Source organism: Streptomyces spiramyceticus, from assembly GCF_028807635.1.
In the GTDB taxonomy this organism is placed as follows: Bacteria; Actinomycetota; Actinomycetes; order Streptomycetales; family Streptomycetaceae; genus Streptomyces; species Streptomyces spiramyceticus.
In genome coordinates, this window is the sequence record NZ_JARBAX010000002.1 from 944588 (window position 1) to 964810 (window position 20223).

Annotated in this window: 16 protein-coding genes and 1 pseudogene; 11 read left to right on the forward strand and 6 right to left on the reverse strand. The window is 70.7% G+C overall.

The features are described 5' to 3' along the window. Window positions 1-18: 18 nt before the first annotated feature. The 5 genes from PXH83_RS27825 to PXH83_RS27845 all read right to left on the reverse strand — a co-directional run bounded on the left by PXH83_RS27825 (window position 19) and on the right by PXH83_RS27845 (window position 5304). Window positions 19-1233 (reverse strand): anhydro-N-acetylmuramic acid kinase, encoded by a 1215-nt coding sequence (locus tag PXH83_RS27825; protein ID WP_274564024.1) that lies wholly within the window; start codon window positions 1231-1233, stop codon window positions 19-21. 24 nt (window positions 1234-1257) lie between these two features. After that, window positions 1258-2559: an MFS transporter gene (locus PXH83_RS27830; protein ID WP_274564025.1), complete on the reverse strand. Its 1302-nt coding sequence runs from the start codon at window positions 2557-2559 to the stop codon at window positions 1258-1260. 113 nt (window positions 2560-2672) lie between these two features. After that, a complete protein-coding gene (locus tag PXH83_RS27835; protein ID WP_274564027.1) occupies window positions 2673-3455 on the reverse strand; it encodes a hypothetical protein in 783 nt (260 codons plus the stop codon). Then, window positions 3455-4735, reverse strand: a complete 1281-nt coding sequence (locus tag PXH83_RS27840) for a VWA domain-containing protein (protein WP_274564029.1) — start codon at window positions 4733-4735, stop codon at window positions 3455-3457. The genes PXH83_RS27835 and PXH83_RS27840 overlap by 1 nt, the downstream gene beginning before the upstream one ends. Before the next feature lie 146 nt (window positions 4736-4881). Further along, on the reverse strand, window positions 4882-5304 hold the full coding sequence (locus PXH83_RS27845) for a cupin domain-containing protein (protein ID WP_274565191.1): 423 nt from the start codon (window positions 5302-5304) through the stop codon (window positions 4882-4884). Between the two features lie 52 nt (window positions 5305-5356). Here PXH83_RS27845 and PXH83_RS27850 point away from each other — a divergent pair, with 52 nt between their 5' ends. The 5 genes from PXH83_RS27850 (at window position 5357) to PXH83_RS27870 (ending at window position 12382) form a co-directional block, all read left to right on the forward strand. After that, window positions 5357-6397: a helix-turn-helix domain-containing protein gene (locus tag PXH83_RS27850; protein WP_274564031.1), complete on the forward strand. Its 1041-nt coding sequence runs from the start codon at window positions 5357-5359 to the stop codon at window positions 6395-6397. Between the two features lie 97 nt (window positions 6398-6494). Beyond that, entirely contained in the window at window positions 6495-7388 is an 894-nt protein-coding gene (locus PXH83_RS27855; RefSeq protein WP_274564033.1) for an ABC transporter substrate-binding protein, read from the forward strand. Window positions 7389-7390: 2 nt separating this feature from the next. Beyond that, the gene (locus tag PXH83_RS27860; RefSeq protein WP_420803287.1) at window positions 7391-8266 is read left to right on the forward strand and encodes an amino acid ABC transporter permease; all 876 of its coding nucleotides are present in this window, start codon (window positions 7391-7393) and stop codon (window positions 8264-8266) included. Further along, on the forward strand, window positions 8263-9027 hold the full coding sequence (locus PXH83_RS27865; RefSeq protein ID WP_274564039.1) for an amino acid ABC transporter ATP-binding protein: 765 nt from the start codon (window positions 8263-8265) through the stop codon (window positions 9025-9027). Before PXH83_RS27860 ends, PXH83_RS27865 begins: the two co-directional genes overlap by 4 nt. 61 nt (window positions 9028-9088) lie before the next feature. Then, window positions 9089-12382 (forward strand): NACHT domain-containing protein, encoded by a 3294-nt coding sequence (locus PXH83_RS27870; protein ID WP_274564040.1) that lies wholly within the window; start codon window positions 9089-9091, stop codon window positions 12380-12382. Between the two features lie 7 nt (window positions 12383-12389). On the opposite strand, the gene PXH83_RS27875 is transcribed toward PXH83_RS27870, so the two are convergent. Continuing rightward, window positions 12390-14162: a hydroxysqualene dehydroxylase gene (locus PXH83_RS27875; RefSeq protein WP_274564041.1), complete on the reverse strand. Its 1773-nt coding sequence runs from the start codon at window positions 14160-14162 to the stop codon at window positions 12390-12392. Window positions 14163-14317: 155 nt separating this feature from the next. Here PXH83_RS27875 and PXH83_RS27880 point away from each other — a divergent pair, with 155 nt between their 5' ends. From PXH83_RS27880 to PXH83_RS27910, 6 genes and pseudogenes are all read left to right on the forward strand, one after another. Further along, window positions 14318-14755: a YchJ family protein gene (locus PXH83_RS27880; RefSeq protein ID WP_274564042.1), complete on the forward strand. Its 438-nt coding sequence runs from the start codon at window positions 14318-14320 to the stop codon at window positions 14753-14755. A gap of 95 nt (window positions 14756-14850) precedes the next feature. Then, the gene (locus tag PXH83_RS27885) at window positions 14851-15192 is read left to right on the forward strand and encodes a DUF3140 domain-containing protein (RefSeq protein ID WP_420803258.1); all 342 of its coding nucleotides are present in this window, start codon (window positions 14851-14853) and stop codon (window positions 15190-15192) included. A 139-nt stretch (window positions 15193-15331) separates the two neighbouring features. After that, window positions 15332-17311, forward strand: coding sequence for an NAD-binding protein (locus tag PXH83_RS27890; RefSeq protein WP_274564043.1), 1980 nt, complete (start codon window positions 15332-15334; stop codon window positions 17309-17311). A 54-nt stretch (window positions 17312-17365) separates the two neighbouring features. Beyond that, a pseudogene (locus PXH83_RS32615) lies at window positions 17366-18430 on the forward strand (helix-turn-helix domain-containing protein). Window positions 18431-18487: 57 nt separating this feature from the next. Then, window positions 18488-19108: a DUF5819 family protein gene (locus PXH83_RS27905; protein ID WP_274564044.1), complete on the forward strand. Its 621-nt coding sequence runs from the start codon at window positions 18488-18490 to the stop codon at window positions 19106-19108. Further along, a complete protein-coding gene (locus PXH83_RS27910; protein ID WP_274564045.1) occupies window positions 19105-20199 on the forward strand; it encodes an HTTM domain-containing protein in 1095 nt (364 codons plus the stop codon). The genes PXH83_RS27905 and PXH83_RS27910 overlap by 4 nt, the downstream gene beginning before the upstream one ends. Window positions 20200-20223: the final 24 nt, after the last annotated feature.

Below are 20223 nucleotides of genomic sequence, written 5' to 3' on the forward strand. Positions count from 1 at the left end.
GGGAGCGTACGGGTGCCCTCAACCTGCCGTAAAGAGGCGGGGGTTGATCGTCAGCTCGATCGGGACGGTCGTGGCCGGTTCCGGCAGGCGCAGGCCGCGACCGCCCGGAGTCACCGAGCCGAGGACGCTCGGGTGGCGGGCGCCGGAGCACGAAGGCTCCGTGCCCGGCAGGCCGTGCGCGGTCAGCCAGCCCAGGACCGCGAAGGCGTACGCCTCCTTGGCGGCCGACGGCAGCCCGAGCTCGTCCGACGTCAGCAGCCGTACGCCGCCGAGCTCCTCGCGCAGCTGCGCCATCAGGACCGGGTTGCGGGTGCCGCCGCCCGAGGCGATCACTTCGGTCGTCCCGAACGGCCGCACCGCTTCGGCGACAGTCCTGGCCGTGAGCCGGGTGAGGGTAGCCACGACGTCCTCGGCCGGCAGCGGCCCGAAGCCGGCCAGCGCGGCGCGCAGGTACGGCAGGTTGAACAGTTCCTTGCCCGTCGTCTTCGGTGCGGGCTTCGCGTAGTACGGCTCGTCCAGAAGCCGTCGCAGCAGCGGCTGGTGGACGGTGCCGCGCGCGGCGAGGGCGCCGTCCGTGTCGATGGAGGCGCCGGAGTACGCTGCCGTCCCGCCGCCCGCGTAGCTCTGGACCGCCGCGTCGATCAGCGCATTGGCGGGCCCGGTGTCGAAGGCGAGCGGACCACCGCCACCAGAACCTCCGTCCACCACCGTGATATTGGCGATGCCGCCCAGATTCAATGCCACCGGGACGCCCGTCCGCCCCCGCAGCCACATGACGTCGACCATGCTCACCAGAGGTGCGCCCTGGCCCCCGGCGGCGACATCGCGGGGCCGGAATCCGGACACGACGGGGCGGCCCGTCGCCTCGGCGATCCAGGCGGGCTCGCCGATCTGGAGCGTGCCGTGCACGCGGCCGTCCTCGGCCCAGTGGTAGACGGTCTGACCGTGCGACGCGATCAAGTCCGCCCGGCCCTCGCACAGTTCCCGATCGGCCAGGACCGCGGCCTCCGCGAAGGCCTGTCCGATACGCGTGTCGAGTCTGCACACCGCCGCCATGGTGGTCGCCGCGGGCGGCATCGCCGCGCGCAGCTCCGCCCGCAGATCGTCGGCGTACACCGTGCTGACCATCCCCAGCGGGGTCAGTACCAGGGTGTCCCCTTCGAGCGTCAGGTCGGCGACGGCCGCGTCGATCGCGTCGTACGACGTGCCCGACATCAGCCCGATCACCCTCATAGCAGCGCCCTCATCCCAGCCCCTTCATCGCAGCGCCCTCTTGTGGTCGTCGCCGCGCAGCGTGAGCAGGGCGATCACGCTGACCGCGCAGGTCGCCGCCGCGTAGTACGCCGGGATGTCGACGTTGCCCGTCCGCTTGATCACTTCGGTGATGATGAGCCCCGCGCAGCCCGAGAAGACGGCGTTGGAGAGCGAGTACGAAAGGCCCAGTCCCGTATAGCGGACGGTCGTCGGGAACATCTCGGCCAGCATCGCGGGACCCGGCCCCGCCATCAGCCCGACAGCCGCCCCCGCACCGAACAGCGCCGCCCCCTTGGCGTACGTCGACACGTCCGGGTCCTGCACCAGGTTCAGCAGCGGCAGCGCGAGCGCGACGACCAGGACCGCACCGGCCAGCATCACCTTCCGCCGCCCGATGCGGTCACTGACGATGCCTGCGGGCAGGATCGAGGCCGCGAAGCCCAGGTTGGCCAGGACGGTGGCGACGAGTGCCTCCTGGAATGTGGCGTTCAGGGTGCTCTGGAGGTACGAGGGGAGGACGACCAGGAAGGTGTACCCGGACGCGGACCAGCCCATGACGCGCCCGGCGCCCAGCGCGACGGCCCTGACCGTCTCGCCGACGGGTGGCCGCACCGGCTCGTGCTTCTCGCGCGTCTCACGCGTGAAGGCGGGTGTCTCGTCCAGGCGCAGCCGAAGCCAGAGCGCGACCAGTCCGAGCGGCAGGGTCAGCAGGAACGGCAGCCGCCATCCCCACCCGTTCAGCTGAGACTCGGTCAGTACGGTCGCGAGCAGCGCCGCCGCCCCCGCGCCCCCGAGCAGCCCGAGCGCCACCGTGAACGACTGCCAGGCCCCGTACCGGCCGCGCCGTCCCGGCGGGGCGAACTCCGTCATGATCGACACCGCGCCGCCGAACTCCCCGCCCGCCGAGAGGCCCTGCAGAACCCGCAGCAACGTGAGCAGCCAGGGCGCGGCCGCACCGATCGTGGCGTACGTGGGCAGGACACCGATCAGCGCCGTCGCGCCGGTCATCAGGCAGACCACCAGGATCAGGGTGGGCCGCCGCCCGATACGGTCACCCAGTCGGCCGAAGACCGCGGCCCCGATGGGGCGGAAGAAGAACGCCAGGGCGAAGGACGCGTACGTCTTGACGAGTCCCTCGACGTCGCTGCCGCCCTCGGGGGTGAAGAAGTGCGACGCGATGATGGTGGCGAAGTAGCCGTAGACGCCGAATTCGTACCACTCGATGAAGTTGCCTACGGATCCCGCCACCAGCGCTCGACGCGATCGTGACGGCTGGGTCTGCACAGGGGCGGGTGCGGCGGCCATGGCGGAAAGTTTCAGTTTCCCTGCCGGTGATTGTCAATAACTTTCACCGGGTCGGTCGTACGGGCCGACGGCAGCGGTCGCCGTCGGCCCGTCGGCCCGTCAGATGCCGGGTGTCAGATGCCCGGCGGCACCCGCGACGGGCGGCCGGAGCCGCGCGTCAGGCTGTATCCGGCGATGGCCGCGATCGCCCCGAGGACGCCCCCGCCCACCGTCCAGAGCCAGCGGTCCGACCACCGGCTCGACGCCGACTGCGTCGCCTCGGCCACCTTCGGGTCGGAGATTCCGGCCACCAGCGGTACGGACAGCGCGCCGTCCACCGCGCGGGAACCGCCCGCGTCCTTCGTCGTCGCCCCGACCTCCGCGTGCACTGGCAGACCGAGGTCCTCCTGAGGCAGGTCGACGACCGTCAGCCGTACGTAGTAACTCCCGTGCAGCGGATCGTTGGCCCACGGCTCCGCCCAGGCCCGGACCGTGCGCAGGGTGCAGGACAGGTCGACCGAGGCGGCGTCCTTCGGTGCCGCCTTGGCCTGGCTGCCGTAGACGCAGGCCTGACGTCGGCGCAGTCCGTCGTAGACGTCGATCCGCCAGGTCGCCGCGCCGTGCCGCGCGGCGGGCTCGGGCAGCTTCACCGTGGCCTTCACGGTGGCGGTACTCCCCGCGTCGGCCTCGAACACCCAGTACAGGTAGTCACCGGTGGACGCGTCGGCCGTGGCCCGCTGGTCCTGCCGGATCTTCGTCGCCGTACGGAACGTGGTGCCCGCCTCGGTCGGCGCGGCCTCGGCATCGGTCCGGGTCGGGCTCGGGGTGGGGGAGTCCGCCAGTGCGGCGGGCGCCCCGGCAGCGAAGAGGGCCGCGGCGGTCAGCAGTACACCCGTGAACACGCGTGTCGTACGCATCAGTTGGTCCTCCAGACCGCAAAGCGCCAGCGTGAGATCCAGCCCCACAGCAGACCGGCGACCAGACCGGTCAGCGCCAGCACGCCGAGCAGCCACCAGCCCCGCCCGAGACCGAACGACGCCACGTCCGACGAGGCGTCAGGTCCGTCCACCAGGTCGATGGTGAGCTCGACCGGCAGGCCGGGGGTGGTCTTCACCGAGGCGAGAGCGGAGAAGGAGTTGCTGACCTGGAGGCATACGCTCTCCGCGGCCGGCTTGACCTCCCCGTCCAAGTCGTCGTCGAGCGGAGCCTTCGGATAGCGCAGTCCGGTCGAGATCACATCCGTACGGCCGTCACCGGCCTCCGAACCGCGCACGATCTCCCGCCCGCGCTCGGTGACCGCCCGCAGCAGTACGCCGTAGTCACGGTCGACCGCACGGTCGGCGCCGATGCTGACCGAGGCCCGCAGTTCCTGCCCGGGCAGGACGTCGACCCGGTACCAGCGGTGCTCGGAGAACTTCTCGCGGTCGGCGTAGAGGCCCGCCTTGAGCAGCGGCGCGCCCGCGCACGCGGCCGCGCCCTCGGTCGCCACCGGATTGACGACGGGTTCGGCGGCGCGGTCCACCAACTGGCTGACGCGCTCGGACAGTTCGTCCTTGTGCTGCACGGCGGTGTACGTACCGCCGGTGGCCTCCGCGATGCAGGTCAGCTGCTGGCGGATCTTCGCGTTCGGGACCAGCCCGAGCGTGTCCACGACCAGCTGCGTGCCCTTCGCGGCGATCTCGCGCGCGACCTCGCACGGGTCGAGCGGGCCGCAGGTGTCCTCGCCGTCCGTGATGAGCACGATCCGGCGGGAGCCGCCGCCCTCCAGATCGTCGGCCGCCCCGAGGAGGGCGGGCCCGATCGGCGTCCAGCCGGTGGGCGCGAGCGTCGCGACGGCGGTCTTCGCCTCGGTCCTGTCCAACGGGCCGACCGGATACAGCTGCTTGGTGTCCTTGCAGCCGGTCTTCCTGTCGTCACCCGGATAGTTGGCGCCGAGCGTGCGTATGCCGAGCTGCACTTCGGCGGGAACCGCGTCGAGCACCTCGTTGAACGCCTGCTTGGCGGCAGCCATCCGGGACTGGCCGTCGATGTCCTTGGCCCGCATCGAACCGCTGACGTCGAGCACCAGCTCGACCTTGGGGGACTCTTGTGCGCCCGGTTCGTCGGCGGCAGTGGCTGTGCCGGCCGGGACGAGCCCGGCGGACAGGGCGACGAGCAGGCCGAATGCCCCGGCCGCCAGCCGTTTTCTTGTGATCATCGCCGGATCTTATTGAAGTTCGTCTCCCGCTCCCAAACCCCGGTGGCCGGGGGCCTTCGGACAACTCCCCAGCTCGCCGGATTCGGACTGCGCCTCGCGACAGCCGACTGACCGGCAGAGGACCGGACCGGCAGCAGACTGTGCTGTCAGAGCGCGTGCCCCGTCGTGGCGTCCACGTGCGCCGGTACGGGGTCGTGGCGGTCGCCCACGGTGGAGGTGCCCGACGGCTCGAACAGCAGCAGCGAGGCGCCGTCCGCCGAGGACGGCTTGTGCCAGGTGCCGCGCGGGACGACGTACACCGAACCGGTGGGGAGGACGACGGACCGCTCGGCGCCGTCCTCCCGCCCGTCCGCCCGCAGGGCGATGGTCAGTTCGCCGTCCAGGACCTGGAAGAACTCGTCGGTGTCCTCGTGGACGTGCCAGACGTGCTCGCCCGCGACCTTGGCGACGCGTACGTCGTAGTCGTTGACGCGCGTCACGATGCGCGGGCTCCACAGTGCGTCGAAGGAATCCAAAGCGTGGGCGAGTGAGGTCGGTTCGTTCTGCTTGCTCAGTTCGTACGTCGTCATGTCCTCATCGTCGTCCCTGGCCCGGGGCAGTCGTGAGTGATAGGAATCGCACATGACGCAAGGATCCTCGCACGCGCTCCATCGGGTCGTCGTCATCGTCGACGAGAACTCGAACCCCTTCGAGCTCAGCTGCGCCACCGAAGTGTTCGGACTGCGGCGCACATCCGAACTCGGCCGTGAGCTCTACGACTTCACGCTGTGCGCCCCGGAGCCCCGCACGCTGATGAGGGACGGGCTCTTCACACTCAGCGGGGTCGCCGGACTGGAGGCGGCCGACACCGCGGACACGCTGATCGTGCCCAACCGGCCGGACACCCACGTGCCGCGCCGCCCGGCGGTGCTGGACGCCGTACGGCGGGCGCACGCACGAGGTGCGCGGCTGGTGGGCTTCTGCAGCGGCGCCTTCACCCTTGCCGAGGCGGGCGTGCTCGACGGGCGCCGAGCCACCGCGCACTGGCGGTGGGCGGACTCCTTCCGGGCGCGTTTCCCCGCTGTGCGGCTCGAACCGGACGTGCTGTTCGTGGACGACGGCGACATCCTCACCGCGGCGGGCAGTGCCGCCGCCCTCGACCTCGGGCTGCACCTGGTCCGCCGCGACCACGGCGCGGAGGCCGCCGCGGCCGTGAGCCGCCGCCTGGTCTTCGCCGTCCACCGCGACGGCGGCCAGCGCCAGTTCATCGAGCAACCGCTGCCCGCCGCCCGCGACACCTCCCTCGGCCCGCTGCTCGACTGGGCCAGAGAACGGCTCGGTACGCCGCTGACCGTGACCGGCATGGCCGCGCAGGCCGCGGTCAGCCCGGCCACGCTGCACCGCCGCTTCCGCGCACAGCTGGGCACCACACCGCTGGCCTGGCTCACCGCGGAGCGCGTCGTACTGGCCTGCCGCCTGATGGAGCGCGGCGAGCCCGCCATCGAATCGGTGGCGCGTGCGAGCGGCCTCGGTACGGCCGCGAACCTCCGCGCCCAGTTCCGTCGCCGTACGGGGCTCACCCCGAGCGCGTACCGCGAGCGGTTCGGCCCCAGTGCCCCCAGTGCCCCCAGTGCCCCCAGTGAACCCAGCGAAGCCGACGAACGCAGCGCCTCCCGTGCCTGACCCGGCCAGAATTCACCGTCTCGCAATACATTCCAGGATGCGGACGATTCCCCATGTGACCTGGACAAACGCCCTCGCGCACTGCAACTCTCCCGCCATGCGCCCTGCCAGCCTGCCCCGCCGCCGCCCGACCAAGGCCGCCGCCCTCGCACTCGCCGTCACGGCCGTCGCCGCCGTTGCCGCCGCGGGCTGCGCCCCGCAACCCGGGACTTCGGACGCCGCACCCGACGCCAAGGCGAGCTGCGCGCCTGGCAAACTGGCCACCGAAGTCCCCGGCAAGCTGACCATCGGGACCGACAAGCCCGCGTACGCACCGTGGTTCCAGGACGACGACCCGGCCAACGGCAAGGGCTTCGAGTCGGCCGTCGCGCACGCCGTCGCGAAGAAACTCGGCTACGGCAAGGACCAAGTGGTCTGGCAGACCGTGCCGTTCAACACCGCCTTCGCGCCCGGCGAGAAGAAGTTCGACTTCGACCTCAACCAGATCTCCATCAGCGAACGGCGCAAGAAGGCCGTTGCCTTCTCCTCCGGCTATTACGACGTCCGGCAGGCCGTCATCGCTCTGAAGTCCTCCAAGGCGGCGAAGGTCACAAGCCTCGCAGGCCTGAAGGACGTCAAGCTGGGCGCCCAGGTCGGCTCCACCAGCCTCGATGTCGTCAACGACGTCATCAGGCCGAAGCAGCAGGCCGCCGTCTTCCAGAAGAACGACTTCGCCAAGACCGCCCTGAAGAACGGCCAGGTCGCAGCGATCGTCCTCGACCTCCCCACGGCCTTCTACATCACCTCGGCCGAGGTCCCCGAGGCAAAGATCGTCGGCCAGCTGGAGAACACAGGTGGCGCCGCCGAACAGTTCGGCCTCGTACTCGACAAGGACAGCAGGCTCACGTCCTGCGTGACCGGCGCCGTCGACGCCCTGCGCGCGGACGGCACACTCGCGGCGCTGGAGAAGCGCTGGCTGTCCGATGCGGCGGACGCCCCGGTGCTCAAGTGACCATCGAGAAGACCGTGACGGAGGCGGAGGACGAGTACGTCCCGTCCGCGCGGCGCATCGAGCGCGAGCGCCACAAGCGCGTCCGTACCCGCCGCGCCACCGCGATCGCCGCCCTCAGCACTCTCGTCACGGCCACCGTTCTCTTCCTCGTCGTCACCAACTCCCCGGGCTGGCCGCGCACCCGCGAGACCTTCTTCAGCGCCGAGTACGCCCGCGAGGCCCTGCCCAAGGTCATCGACGGCCTCTGGCTCAACCTCCGGCTGCTCGTGGTCTGCGGCGCGGCCGTCCTGGTCCTCGGTCTGCTGCTCGCCGTCGCCCGCACCCTGCGCGGCCCGGTCTTCTTCCCGCTGCGCGCGCTGGCGGCGGCGTACACCGACTTCTTCCGCGGACTGCCGCTGATCATCTGCCTGTTGCTGGTCGTCTTCGGCGTCCCGGCCCTGCGCCTGACCGGTGTCACCACCGACCCGGTGCTGCTCGGCGGGGCCGCACTGACGCTGACCTATTCGGCGTACGTCGCCGAGGTCTTCAGGGCCGGCATCGAATCCGTCCACCCCTCGCAGCGCGCGGCGGCCCGCTCGCTCGGCCTCTCCAGCGGCCAGGCGCTGCGCTTCGTGGTGCTTCCGCAGGCCGTGCGCCGTGTGGTGCCGCCGCTCCTCAACGACCTGGTCTCGCTCCAGAAGGACACCGGCCTCGTGTCGATCGCGGGCGCTGTCGACGCGGTGTACGCGGCGCAGATCATCGCCAGCAAGGACTTCAACTACACGCCGTACGTCGTCGCCGGCCTCGTCTTCGTCGCGCTGACCATCCCGATGACGCGCTTCACGGACTGGGTCACGGCCCGGATGGACCGGCAGCGAGCCCAGGGAGGCACGACATGACGCCCGCCAGTACGCCGCCCGTCCTGCGGTTGGAGAACGTACGCAAGACCTTCGGCCGGGACTCGGTCGTCCTGCGCGACGTGAACCTCGACGTCGCCCCGCACACCGTGACCGCCCTCATCGGCGCATCGGGCTCCGGCAAGTCGACGCTCCTGCGCTGCGCGAACCTCCTGGAGGAGATCGACGACGGCGCGATCTTCCTCGACGGGGAGGACATCACCGACCCGCGGGCGGACGCGGATGCCGTACGCCGCCGGATCGGCGTCGTATTCCAGGCGTACAACCTCTTCCCGCACATGACGGTGCTCGACAACATCACCCTCGCGCCGAGACGCGTACACGGCACGTCGCGCACGGAAGCGGAGGCACAGGCCCGCGAACTCCTCGACCGGCTGGGCCTCGGCGACAAGGCGAGCGCCTACCCCGACCGGCTCAGCGGCGGCCAGCAGCAGCGCGTCGCGATCGCCCGCGCCCTTGCGGTACGCCCGCGCCTGCTGCTGCTCGACGAGATCACGGCGGCGCTCGACCCGGAACTGGTGGGCGAGGTGCTCAGCGTCGTACGCGACCTCAAGGGCGACGGCATGACGATGGTCATCGCCACCCACGAGATGGGCTTCGCGCGCGAAGTCGCCGACCAGGTGTGCTTCCTGGACGGGGGAGTGGTGCTGGAGCGCGGAAGCGCAGGGCAGATCTTCGGCGATCCGCAGGAGGAGCGGACGCAGCGCTTTCTGCGGCGGATTGTGGAAGCCGGACGTCTCTGACCGCTTCTGGTGATAGACCGGAACGGTGCGGGGGCGACGACTTCTCAGTTACAGCGACGCGGTGGCGATTCTCGGCGGCGACAGCGCGGCACTGGCGGCAGCCGACCAGGCGCTGGGCGGAGTGCTGTCGATGGCGACGGGCGGCGTCAGCGATGCGGTGCTCAACGTCTTCGACGCGCAGGGACGGGTGCTGCGGCTCGGGCGTGATCTGACGGCTGGGTTACGGGAGCGGCTGGGGTCGGCCGAGCGTGCGGAGCGTACGGAACGGATCGCTGCGGCGCATGCGGTGATCGTGATCACGGCGTATTTTGAGGCTCTGGGTGAGGCGGAACTGCCCTTTGAGCTGGCCGAGTTGCGGCTTACGCGGCGCGAGCAGATCGGCTTGGCCGGAGGGTCGGATGCGGCGCAGTCTTTCATTCACGCTCTCGTCGCCGCGGGCGCTCCGCAGCCCGCCCCGCATGCGCCTTACGAGCTGATCTGCGTCCAGTTGAAACACTGGTACCGGGAGCTCTCGTATCGTCTGATGCAATTTGCCAGCGGGCTGGCCGTCTGGGACCGACTGGACGAGACGGAGCGGGACGCGACCGTGGAAGCGCTGGGTCGTCGGCTGGTTGAGGCAGCAATCCGGCGCTACGAGGAGCTGTACGCCCAACTGGCCCTGGAAGTCCCCGAATTCGGCTTCTGGTCCGGCCAGATCGAGCACCAGGCAACCCGCGCCGGCATCCGCCAGGCCCTCACCGGCATCGAGACCGCACTGGCGGGTCTGACCCCGGTACGCCCGTTCACCTACGCCGCCGCCTCCCTCGCCACCGGCTACCGTGCGGCCCTGCCCCGCCCCATCCTGGCCGAGGGCGACGCACCGACCGGCGTCTGCCTGCCCACCCTCGGCGAGGGCTACGTCGACCCCGACTTCCGGGTCCGGGCCGTGGTCGAAGGCCCCCACGGGCCCGCCGAAGAGGAGTGGTGGGAGACCGCGCCCGTACGGTCCGACCTCACCGAGTACCTCGCGGGTGCCCTTACCTCCATCGCATCCACCACCGCACCCCTCGTCGTCCTCGGCCAGCCCGGCGCGGGGAAGTCCGTACTGACCAAGATCCTCGCGGCCCGGCTGCCCGAGGCGGGCTTCCTGCCCGTACGGATCGTCCTGCGCGAAGTGCCCGCCGACGACGACGTACAGGACCAGATCGAACACGCCGTACGGGCCGCGACCGGCGAGCGGGCGTCGTGGCCGGATCTGATCCGGGCGGCCGAAGGAGCCGTACCTGTCCTGCTCTTCGACGGCTTCGACGAGCTGCTCCAGGCCACCGGCGTCAGCCAGTCCGACTACCTGGTGCGGGTGGCGCGCTTCCAACAGCGTGAGGCGGACCAGGGGAGGCCGGTGCTGGCCGTCGTCACCAGTCGCACCGCCGTCGCCGACCGCGCGCGCTATCCGGAAGGCGCCGTGGCGCTGCGCCTCGAACCCTTCAGGGAGCAGCAGGTCGAGCGCTGGCTCGACCTGTGGAACCGCCTCAACGAGCCGTACCTCACCGCGAACGGCCTGCGCCCCCTGCCCGCCGCCGTCGCGGCCCGGCATCAGGCCCTCGCCTCCCAGCCGCTGCTCCTTCTGATGCTCGCCCTGTACGACGCCACAGGCAACGCCCTCCAATGCGGCGCGGAGGACGAGCCGTTGGGAGAGGCCGAGCTGTACGAGGAGCTGCTGGCGTCCTTCGCCGTGCGTGAGGTGGGCAAGTCCGCCACGGCACTGACAAAACACCAGCTGGCTCACCGGGTCGAGCAGGAGCTCCAGCGGCTGTCCCTGATCTCCTTCGGCATGCTCAACCGGCACCGGCAGTGGATCACCACCACCGAGCTGGAGCAGGACCTGACCGCGCTGCTCGGCCGCCCGGACTCAGCTCAGGCAGGTTTCCGCGCGCCGCTCGACCAGGCCGAGATCGCGCTCGGCCGGTTCTTCTTTGTCCAGCGGGCGCAGGCGCTCCGCGACGACCAGCGACTGGCGACGTACGAATTCCTGCACGCCACCTTCGGCGAGTACCTCGCCGCCCGTCTTGCCGTACAGCTCCTCCACGCGCTGCTCGACCAGCGCCCGGCGCTCTCCCTCGGCCGGGCGGGCGTTGACGACGACCTGCTGTACGTCCTGCTGTCCTACGCGCCACTCTCCTCCCGCCAGATGCTCCGCTTCGTCGGCGCCCGCATCGGCCGCATCGCGCCGGAGGACCGGGAGCGGCTCGGTGAGCTCCTCGTCACGGTGATGGCCGACCACCGCAACCGCACCGAGCACCGCTTCGCCGAATACCGGCCGACGGTCCGGGCGACGTCCTCGCGCCACGGCCTGTACGGCGCGAACCTCATGATGCTGACGGTCTTGGTCAGGGACGGAGTCAAGGCGAGCGAAGTGTTCCCCGGCGACGTCAATCCGGCGGGGACCTGGCACCGCTATGTACTGCTGTGGCGTTCGGCCTTCACCGAACCGGAGTGGACGGACTTCGCGATCGCCCTCGACCTCCGCCATATCTGGAGCGACGACCGGCGGGACTTGGCCATCCTGCCGTCGGATGACACTCTCGTCCACGAACCGGTCGACACCTACTGGCTGTACGGCCGTCCTCCCGGCCACGGGGACCGCACCAGCAGTATCTGCTGGTCCCGCCCCTACCCGGACCAGATCCGGCACAAGATGGCGGTGTCCGGAGGGACGAACGACGCCGTCGTCCTCCACGCCGTCGACCCCGTATTCCGCCGGCTGGGGTCCGCCGTCACCACCTTCGTCGGCACGCCGGATGGCACTGCCACCTCGGTCGCCCACAGCTTGACGGACCTGTGGCTGGCGAGCCACCTCGGTGCCCCGGACGGCGAACTGGCCGTCCTGTACGAGCGCTGCGGCACGTTCCTGGAACCATCCTCCGGTCTCGATTTCGACACCCGACGCGGCGCGATCCAGCTCGTCCTGGGGCAACTGGCCAACGACGCGGCCCGCCTCCCGGCCTCTGTGGTGGCGGGTGTACTGGACGCGCTGATGCCGGAGCTTCCCGGCACTGACGTGCTGGAGCTGATGGCGCGGTCGGCGATGGCGGCACTGGAGTCGGGTGCCATCGGCGCGGACCGCGCCGCGCTCCGGCAGTACTGGGAGTTGGCCGTCGACGCGCTCCTGGGGAACGGCGCCTTCGGCCGAGTGCTGAACCTTTGGGCCAGGACCAGCGAACGGGAGTGGGCAAGCGGGTGGTTCCGCGACGCTGCCCGTCAGGTGTTGGACCGGATGACCGACCACCAGTTGAGCGACGTCCCGCCGGAGACCCTGGCCCGGGTGCGTCGCCGCCTGGTCGCCGCGTATGACCAGGGCCTACCCGACACGCCCTGACCAGCCGTCACCCCACATCGAGCGCATTCCGCAGCCCCAACCGGTACCGCGCCCGGTCGTGACGCTTCAGGAACTCGATCTCCGGCGGCCGGAACAGCGGCGTCACCGTGCACCGCGGCGCCGTCGAACCGACCCGGTCGAGCAGTGCGTTGACCGCCGCGCGGGCCGACGCGTTGGCGCCCTCCATCGTGGCCAGGTCGATGTCGACAGACACGTAGTCGCCCGCCAGGAAGAAGTTGGGGATCTTCGTCGTCGCCGACGGGCGGTTGTGGAGCGTACCCACGGGGTGGATCAGCAGCTCGTCCTCGTTCGTCGGGTTCGGCGTGCCGATGCCGTCCACGCCCGGGTCGAGGAACCACGAGTGCAGCGTGCAGTCGCGCAGCACCGTCTTGCCTGTGTCGTTGAGTGCCGCCTTGAGCTGGGCCCACACCTCGCGCGCGACCTCCTCGCGGGTGCACTGCTTGGCCGTCTTGCCGTACAGGATCCCGGGCTTGTCCCATTCCGAGATGTCCACGGACAGGCAGTCCGCCGAGGTCCCGTCGCCGTAGTCGGCGGGGAAGTCGCGGTCCGGCCAGTGCTGGGCCTGGGCGATCGCGGTCAGTGACCAGGGGGAGTCGACGCAGTTCAGGTGGCCGTGCAGAATCGGCGTCCGCTCCGTCAGATAGAACTGGATGCCCGTCATCCAATCCGTCCGCAGCCTGTCGCAGCGCGCCAACTGCGGGTCCGCAGCGCGCATTTCGGCGCTCCAGGTCCGCCGTGCGTGTTCCACCGGCAGGGCCGAGACGTAGTGGTCGGCGATCACGGTCTGCCGTACGCCTCCGGGGTCCTCGATCATCGCCGCCGAGATCTTCCCCGAGGCCGGGGCGTACTTCATCTCCCGTACGGTCCAGCCGACCCGGAAGTCGACGCCGAGGCCCCGCAGGTGGTCCACCCACGGGTCGATCCACGCCTCATTGGTCGGGGCATTGAGCAGCCGGTCCGGCGGCCCGTCCGCGCCCCGGCCGAGGGCGTTCAGGACGAAGGCTTCGCCGAGTGTGCCGACCGTGCGGGTGCTGGCCTCCTCCGCTTTCGTCGCGACGATGTTGCGGGTGACGCCGATGGCGAGGAGGCGCTGGTAGTCCCTGGACATCCGCTCGGCGCGCACGAACTCCCACCAGGGTGTGCGCTCCCATGTGGTGTCGCGCCGCTCGTCGCAGCTGGTGAGGAAGACGAGGACGCGGTTCACGAAGTACGCGGTCTCGTACGCCGGCAGACCGGCGGCCGTTTCGAGGATGGCGGTCAGCGCGCGGCGGATGTCGTCGAGGGTGAGGTCGGCCGGCTGGTGGCCGGGCCAGGGGATCGGTATCCGGATGTTTTCGCGGCCCGTGCGCGCCATCATCATTTCCCTCGGCGCGACGAGGTTGTCGTGGACACCGTTGGGGTTGCCGGGGAAGGGGATACGGCGCATCGTGTCCGGCAGGTTGTGGTAGATGCCGGGGATGAAACGGAAGCCGTGCTCGGCGGGCAGCGGTTTTCGGCCGCCCTTCGCGCTGTTTGGTACGTCCATACTGCGGGCCTTGCCGCCGAGCGCGCGCCGCTCGTACAGCGTGACCGCGAAGCCCCGCTCGGCGAGCTCGTGCGCTGCGGTAAGGCCCGCGACCCCGCCACCGAGGACGGCGACCGACGGACCTGCGGTACGCCGACGAGTGGCCGCGAGCGCGGGCGCGGGAGCCCCGCCGATGGCCACCGCTCCGCCGGCCGCCACCGCTCCGGCCACGAACGTACGTCTGGAACTGCCCATGCCCCATCCCCCTTACGGAATCGCCGACTTACCGTCGGTAACGTGCGCGTCAGGCGCTGGAGCATACGGACGCCACCTTGGACCCGGAAGGCGCGTGCGGGCCCACCCGTACATTGGCGCGAAAGGGCCGCAGTGGCCGCAGGCACAATAAGGACATGTCCCGACGCACCTCACGCCCCGCCCGCCGCCCGCAGCGCCCGTCCCTTGCCGCGGCAGCGCTCTGCCCCTGTGGCCTCCCCGCCACCTACGGTCAGTGCTGCGGACGCTTCCACTCCGGCGCCTCCGCCGCGCCCACCGCCGAGCTCCTCATGCGCTCCCGCTACAGCGCCTTCGTCGTCCAGGACGCGGCGTACCTGCTCCGCACCTGGCACCCCGACACCCGGCCGCCGGCCGTCGACTTCGATACGGACATGCAGTGGCAGGGCCTGGACATCCTCGCCACCACCGACGGCACCGCCTTCCACACCACAGGCACCGTCACCTTCCGCGCCCACTACGCCCACCAGGGTGAGCCCGGGGAACTCCACGAGCAGAGCCGTTTCGTACGGCACGAGGGGGCCTGGGTCTACCTGGACGCGGTCTTCGCGCGCTGAGATGCCCCCTTCCTCCGCTCCTTGGGTGTTTCGTACCGCATTGGGAGGGGTACCGCCGACGAGGACCACCCCCTGAACCACCTGGGAGGCACATCATGGACGGCATCAGCGACCCGGAACTCGAAGCGCTCTGGGACGAATTCCACCGTGTGGTGAACATGACGTCGCAGGAGCTGAGCACCTGGCTGCGGACCAGCGACGCGGAAGAGGACAGCGAGCCGCTGCCCGAGCACGCCGGCACCGAGACCGGACGGCATGTCCTCTCGATCCTCGGCAAGCGGCGTATGGATCTGACCGAAGGCGACATCGAGGTCATGCGGCAGGTCGTGGACACGGTCACCGCGCAGCGGCGCGACGATCTCGAACCGACAGCCGGGGACTCCGCGTGGCGGTTCCGGCTGATGCGGCTGGGTCACGACCCGCTCAAGCGGGCGTGACCCCGGGCATCTTCAGCCCGTCCGGCGTGAGCGCTGCAGGCAACCCGCCCCCCAACCCCCGCCCGCGGAGCGCCCAAGGCACCCTAGGGGCGTGACGTCACTTCCTCATCAGGGTCAACACGCCCCCCGCCAGCACCACATGATCGTAAGTGGCGACGACGCGCTCGCTCACCGCCTGGCCGCCGAACTGCGCGAGGTGTACGGGGAGCAGGTGACCCTCGTCGTGCCGCCCGCCCGCGACTCGCGCCGCCCTCCGGAGCCCCTCGCGGGCCGAGGTCCCGGCCGGGCGTCCGCCCTGTTAGGGCGGGTGTCCGCCGTCATGAACCGCAACGCCACCGCCACGGCCAACGCCACCACTCCCGCCGACCCGCACATTGACGACGGCCCGGCGGACCTCGTACGCGTCCTGGAGGCGTCGGAGCTCGACGACGTCGCCCTCGCCGAGGCGGGCGTCGAGCAGGCCGCCGCGCTCGCCCTCGTCCACGACGACGACGAGATCAACATCCGCGCCGCGCTGACCGCCCGTCGGCTCAATCCCCATCTGCGGCTGGTGATCCGCCTCTACAACCGCAAGCTCGGCCAGCATCTCGAAGAGCTCCTCGACCAGGCCTCGGCCGTCGCCACGCCGGGACTGAGCGCCGCCGACCTGGACGCCGCGACCACCGTCCTCTCGGACGCCGACACGGCGGCGCCCGCCCTGGCCGCCACCGCCGTCGCGGGCACCAGCAAGGTCGTACAGGCCGACGGCCTGCTCCTGCGCGCCGTCGAACGCAACCCGCCCGCACGCGGCGAAGTCGCCGACCCCGGGCTCTGCACGCTCGCGCTGCTCTCCTCCACCACCACCAACCCCGCCGGCGCGGAGGGTTCGGACCGCAGCGGCGAGGAGGCGCCGCGCCTGCTGCCCGACGACCGCACAGTCGCCGCCGCCACGGGCCGGGGCACCATCGTGCTCGAAGCCCTCTCCTACACGAGTACGACGCCACCGCCCGGCAGACTCGCGGGCCGCGGCGTGCCGCTCGCGGAACTCTTCTCCCGCCGCCTCCTGTGGGCCGTCGCCGGACTCGCGTCCGCCGTCCTCGGCCTCGCGGTCGCCTCCTGGCTCACCACCGGCGACCACCCGCTGCACGCCGCCTACGTCACGCTGCTCGACCTCTTCGCGATCAACGACCCCGCGGTGGACGAAGAGCTCGACCGCCAGATCCTCCAACTCCTCGCCGGACTCGCCGGGATGCTCCTCCTCCCCGTGCTCGTCGCGGCCGTACTCCAGGCCCTCGGCGCCCTCCGCAGCGCCTCCGGGCTGCGCCGCCCGCCGCGCGGGCTCTCCGGCCATGTCGTGCTGCTCGGGCTCGGCAAGGTCGGCACCCGCGTGCTGGCCAGACTGCGCGAACTCGACATCCCCGTCGTATGCGTGGAGGAGGACCCGGAGGCCCGCGGCATTCCGCTCGCCCGCCGCCTGCGCGTACCGACCGTGATCGGCGACGTGACGCAGGAAGGCGTCCTGGAGGCGGCCAAGATCCACCGTGCGCACGCCATGCTCGCCCTCACCAGTGCCGACACGACGAACCTCGAAGCCGCCCTGTACGGCCGCTCCGTCAAGCCCGACCTGCGCGTGGCCCTGCGCCTGTACGACGACGACTTCGCCACCGCGGTCTACCGCACCCTGCGCGCCGCCCACCCCCGCGCCCTGACCCGCAGCCGCAGCGTGTCCCACCTGGCCGCGCCCGCCTTCGCCGGGGCCATGATGGGGCGTCAGATCCTGGGTGCCATACCGGTCGAGCGTACGGTGCTGCTCTTCGCCGCGATCGACGTGGCGGGCCAGCCGCTGCTCGAAGGGCGTAAGGTCGCCGACGCCTTCAGCTCCGGCGCGTGGCGTCTGCTGGCCCTGGACAGCGCCACCCCGGCCGACCGCCTTAGCGATCTGAGCGCCGCACCCGTGGACGACGGCGAAGGCAAAGGCAACGGCACACGGCGTCCGCCGCGCCTGATCTGGGACCTGGACCCCGGCTACGTCCTGCGCCCGGAGGACCGTGTCGTACTCGCCGCCACCCGCCGGGGCCTCGCCGAACTCCTCGGCAGGCGGCCGGTCCCGCGCGCAGGGCCCGACGGGCGGACGGTCTGACCGCGCGCATCAGCGCCTCAACGGCCGGTTCATTGCCGGTTTCCGGCAATCCTTATGCTGGAACGCGTGACGGAGCGAGCGGTGTCCCGAGAGCTGTCCCGAGAGGTGTCCGAGGAGCATTCCGAGGAGTATCTGGACGGCTATGCCCGGATCCTGGCGGACGTCTCCGCCACCGGCCGCCGTCTGACCCGCAGCGAACTCGACTCGCGCCGCGCCCTCGGGGAACGCGCCGCCGAAGCCGGGCACGGCCTGCGCGCCCTCGTCGGCCGGCACCTGGCAGCCACCCGCGCCGCCTGGCCGCATGCCACCGCCTCCCACGACAGGGTCCTCGCCGCCGTGGAGCAGGCCGTCGACGCCTTCGCCGAGGGGCGTCAGCTGCTTGCCGGGGAGCGTGCACGAGGGTGGTTTAACTCGATCGTGTGATGGTCGGCTTCCGGGCTTGCGGCGTCCTGGGCCGTCCGGGTTAACGTGATCGTGCGATCTGGGGCGCCGGGTACGGTGCCAGCGTGCGGGGCCCCTGCTCCACCGGAGTGATGGTTCAGGGCCTCCCCGTCGCCTCTGGCCGTGCCCACATGGCCAGGTCGTACAGGGAACTGGCCTCCCGGGCCCGGACCACGCACAGGATGTGTGTCGCCGCCCCGGGGTTGAGTACGTCGGGGACCAGTGCGCCCAAGACCGTTCGGGGCGTGCGGCTGAGCGGACTCACTCCTGCTCAGTCCAGAGGAACGGTACGAGAGGGCCCAGCATCTGGCCGGCCGTACGCCAGGAGGAGGCGGCCAGGCGCGAGTTCATCGACGACCTCCTCCACGGGCGAAGCGACCTGGGCCGCCTCTCCGCGCGCGCCGAGTGCTTCGGCCTGCGGCTCTCGCAGGCCCCCTCAGGCAGGCCCGCGGCGGCGCCGGGCCACTGCTGGAGACGCTCAGCGTGTACTTCGACTCCGGCTGTGTGGCCGCCGAGGCGGCCCGGCGGCTCAGCCTGAGCGTGCGGGCGCTGACGTACCGGCTGGAGCGCATTCAGCAGCTGACCGGATCCGACCCGGCGGACCCGATGCACCGCTACACCCTCCAGACCGCCGTGATCGGCGCGCGGCTGCTCGACTGGCCCGCCAAGGACATCTGAGCCGCCGGATACCCTGGGCCCCGTTGTGATTCATGGGCACCATGAGGAGAAACCGCCGTGGCCGAGTCCGCCATACCGCCGCCCGACCCACTTGCCCCCACAGGCATGCCTCTTGGGGCTGCGCGGCGCAGGCTCGTCCGGATCTTTGCGGCATTTGTCGCGCTGATCGCACTGATTCACTCCAGCATGCTGCTGCTCTACGTCGCCACGGACTTCCCGCTCTCCAAGACCTACACAAAACAGGTCAATGGGTGGATGCGGCCGCTATTCCCGCAGGACTGGAGCATTTTCGCCCCGGAGCCTTCGAAGTTCAATCAGCATCTTGAAGTGCGTGCCAACGTCGACGGAAAATTCGGCCGGTGGATCGACCTCACCGCACACGACAACGCGGCGTACCGAGGAGAAGTGCTCCCCAGCATCGAAGACCAGCTCGTGCTGCGCCGCGCCATTTCCCAGTACCGGACGAATGCGGCGCGCGGGAATGCGACCGAGGCCACCGGCCGCTCGGCGCGCTATCTGCTCAACGTCATTCTGGTCAGGCTCGACGACATGGGGGAGAAGCCGGGCCAGGCCGTCCAACTCCGCCTGAAAAGCACCCGGATACCGCCACCCGGATACCAGGGTTCCGTCATGCGCCCGCAGTATCGGCCTCTCGGATACTGGAAGGTCCGCTCATGACCGTACGTGCAGCCCTCGCCCTCGGACGCGAATCCGCGGGAGGCCTCGGCCGCCAAGTCGCAGGCAGGGCCAGGAACCTGACCCTCCAGCCGCTCGCCCTCTACAGCGCGGCCGCGATCCGTATCGGCCTCGCCGGGCTCTACCTGATCCACCTGCTCCGCGAATCGGTACGCGCCGACCGGCTCTGGGGGCCGGGATCCCCGTTCACGCCGGAGCTCTTCGACCAGACGATGAAGGCCCGGGGCTGGGACGGCGCGTTCTCCTGGTGGTACTCCCTCCTCGCCACGGACAGCCCGCTCGTCTTCTGGTCCTGGTACGCGCTGGCCGTCGTGGTGAGCGCGCTGCTGATGCTCGGCTGGCACACCCGCGCGATGGCCCCCGCCTTCTGCTTCCTCGTGGTGGCCTTCTACATCCGCGGATCCATGGCCAACAGCGGCTGGGCACTGCTGAGTCTGCTGTTCGCCAATTTCCTGGTCTTCGTCGCCTCGGGCCGCCACTGGTCACTGGACGCGCGCCGCCGGGCCCGCCGCAAGGGAGCCTCGAAGTTCGTGTTCTGGGGCGCGGAGACCGAGGAACTGCGCCGGCGCATGGTCACCGTTCTGCACAACGGCGGCATGGCGATGATCGCCCTCCAGGTGATGGTCATCTACGGTTCCGCGGCCATGTACAAAATCCAGGGCGAGTCATGGCGCAATGGCACGGCCCTCTATTACTCGATGATGTACGACGACTTCTCGACCTGGCCCGAACTCTCGGCCTGGGTGGCGAGTTACGGGACGTTCGCGGCCGTCATGGCGTACGTCACCGTCTTCTCCCAGATGCTGTTCCCCGCGCTCGTATTCAACCGGCGCCTCAAGTACTGCATCCTCGTCGTCATGCTGGCCACGCATATCGGAATCGGCATTCTGATGGCGTTGCCGATGTTCTCCGCGATCACCATTGTCGGCGACCTGGTCTTTCTGCCGACCACGTTCTGGCTGGCCGCGACGCGCCTGGTCCGGACGCTGCGGGTGCGGGAGGAGAAGCCTGCGGAGACAGTCCGGCCACCCCGTGAAGCGGAGGTCGAGGCCGAGGTCAGCACCTCGGCGTAGGCGGTGGCGGGGGAAGAAACACCT

Excerpts from the sequence above, each read along its gene's own strand:
- PXH83_RS27875 (WP_274564041.1), bottom strand. The coding sequence starts at position 14,162 with ATGGGCAGTTCCAGACGTACGTTCGTGGCCGGAGCGGTGGCGGCCGGC.
- PXH83_RS27910 (WP_274564045.1), top strand. The coding sequence starts at position 19,105 with ATGACCGTACGTGCAGCCCTCGCCCTCGGACGCGAATCCGCGGGAGGC.
- PXH83_RS27835 (WP_274564027.1), bottom strand. The coding sequence starts at position 3,455 with ATGCGTACGACACGCGTGTTCACGGGTGTACTGCTGACCGCCGCGGCC.
- PXH83_RS27850 (WP_274564031.1), top strand. The coding sequence starts at position 5,357 with ATGACGCAAGGATCCTCGCACGCGCTCCATCGGGTCGTCGTCATCGTC.
- PXH83_RS27855 (WP_274564033.1), top strand. The coding sequence starts at position 6,495 with ATGCGCCCTGCCAGCCTGCCCCGCCGCCGCCCGACCAAGGCCGCCGCC.
- PXH83_RS27880 (WP_274564042.1), top strand. The coding sequence starts at position 14,318 with ATGTCCCGACGCACCTCACGCCCCGCCCGCCGCCCGCAGCGCCCGTCC.
- PXH83_RS27840 (WP_274564029.1), bottom strand. The coding sequence starts at position 4,735 with ATGATCACAAGAAAACGGCTGGCGGCCGGGGCATTCGGCCTGCTCGTC.
- PXH83_RS27825 (WP_274564024.1), bottom strand. The coding sequence starts at position 1,233 with ATGAGGGTGATCGGGCTGATGTCGGGCACGTCGTACGACGCGATCGAC.
- PXH83_RS27845 (WP_274565191.1), bottom strand. The coding sequence starts at position 5,304 with ATGACGACGTACGAACTGAGCAAGCAGAACGAACCGACCTCACTCGCC.
- PXH83_RS27885 (WP_420803258.1), top strand. The coding sequence starts at position 14,851 with ATGGACGGCATCAGCGACCCGGAACTCGAAGCGCTCTGGGACGAATTC.
- PXH83_RS27830 (WP_274564025.1), bottom strand. The coding sequence starts at position 2,559 with ATGGCCGCCGCACCCGCCCCTGTGCAGACCCAGCCGTCACGATCGCGT.
- PXH83_RS27890 (WP_274564043.1), top strand. The coding sequence starts at position 15,332 with ATGATCGTAAGTGGCGACGACGCGCTCGCTCACCGCCTGGCCGCCGAA.
- PXH83_RS27865 (WP_274564039.1), top strand. The coding sequence starts at position 8,263 with ATGACGCCCGCCAGTACGCCGCCCGTCCTGCGGTTGGAGAACGTACGC.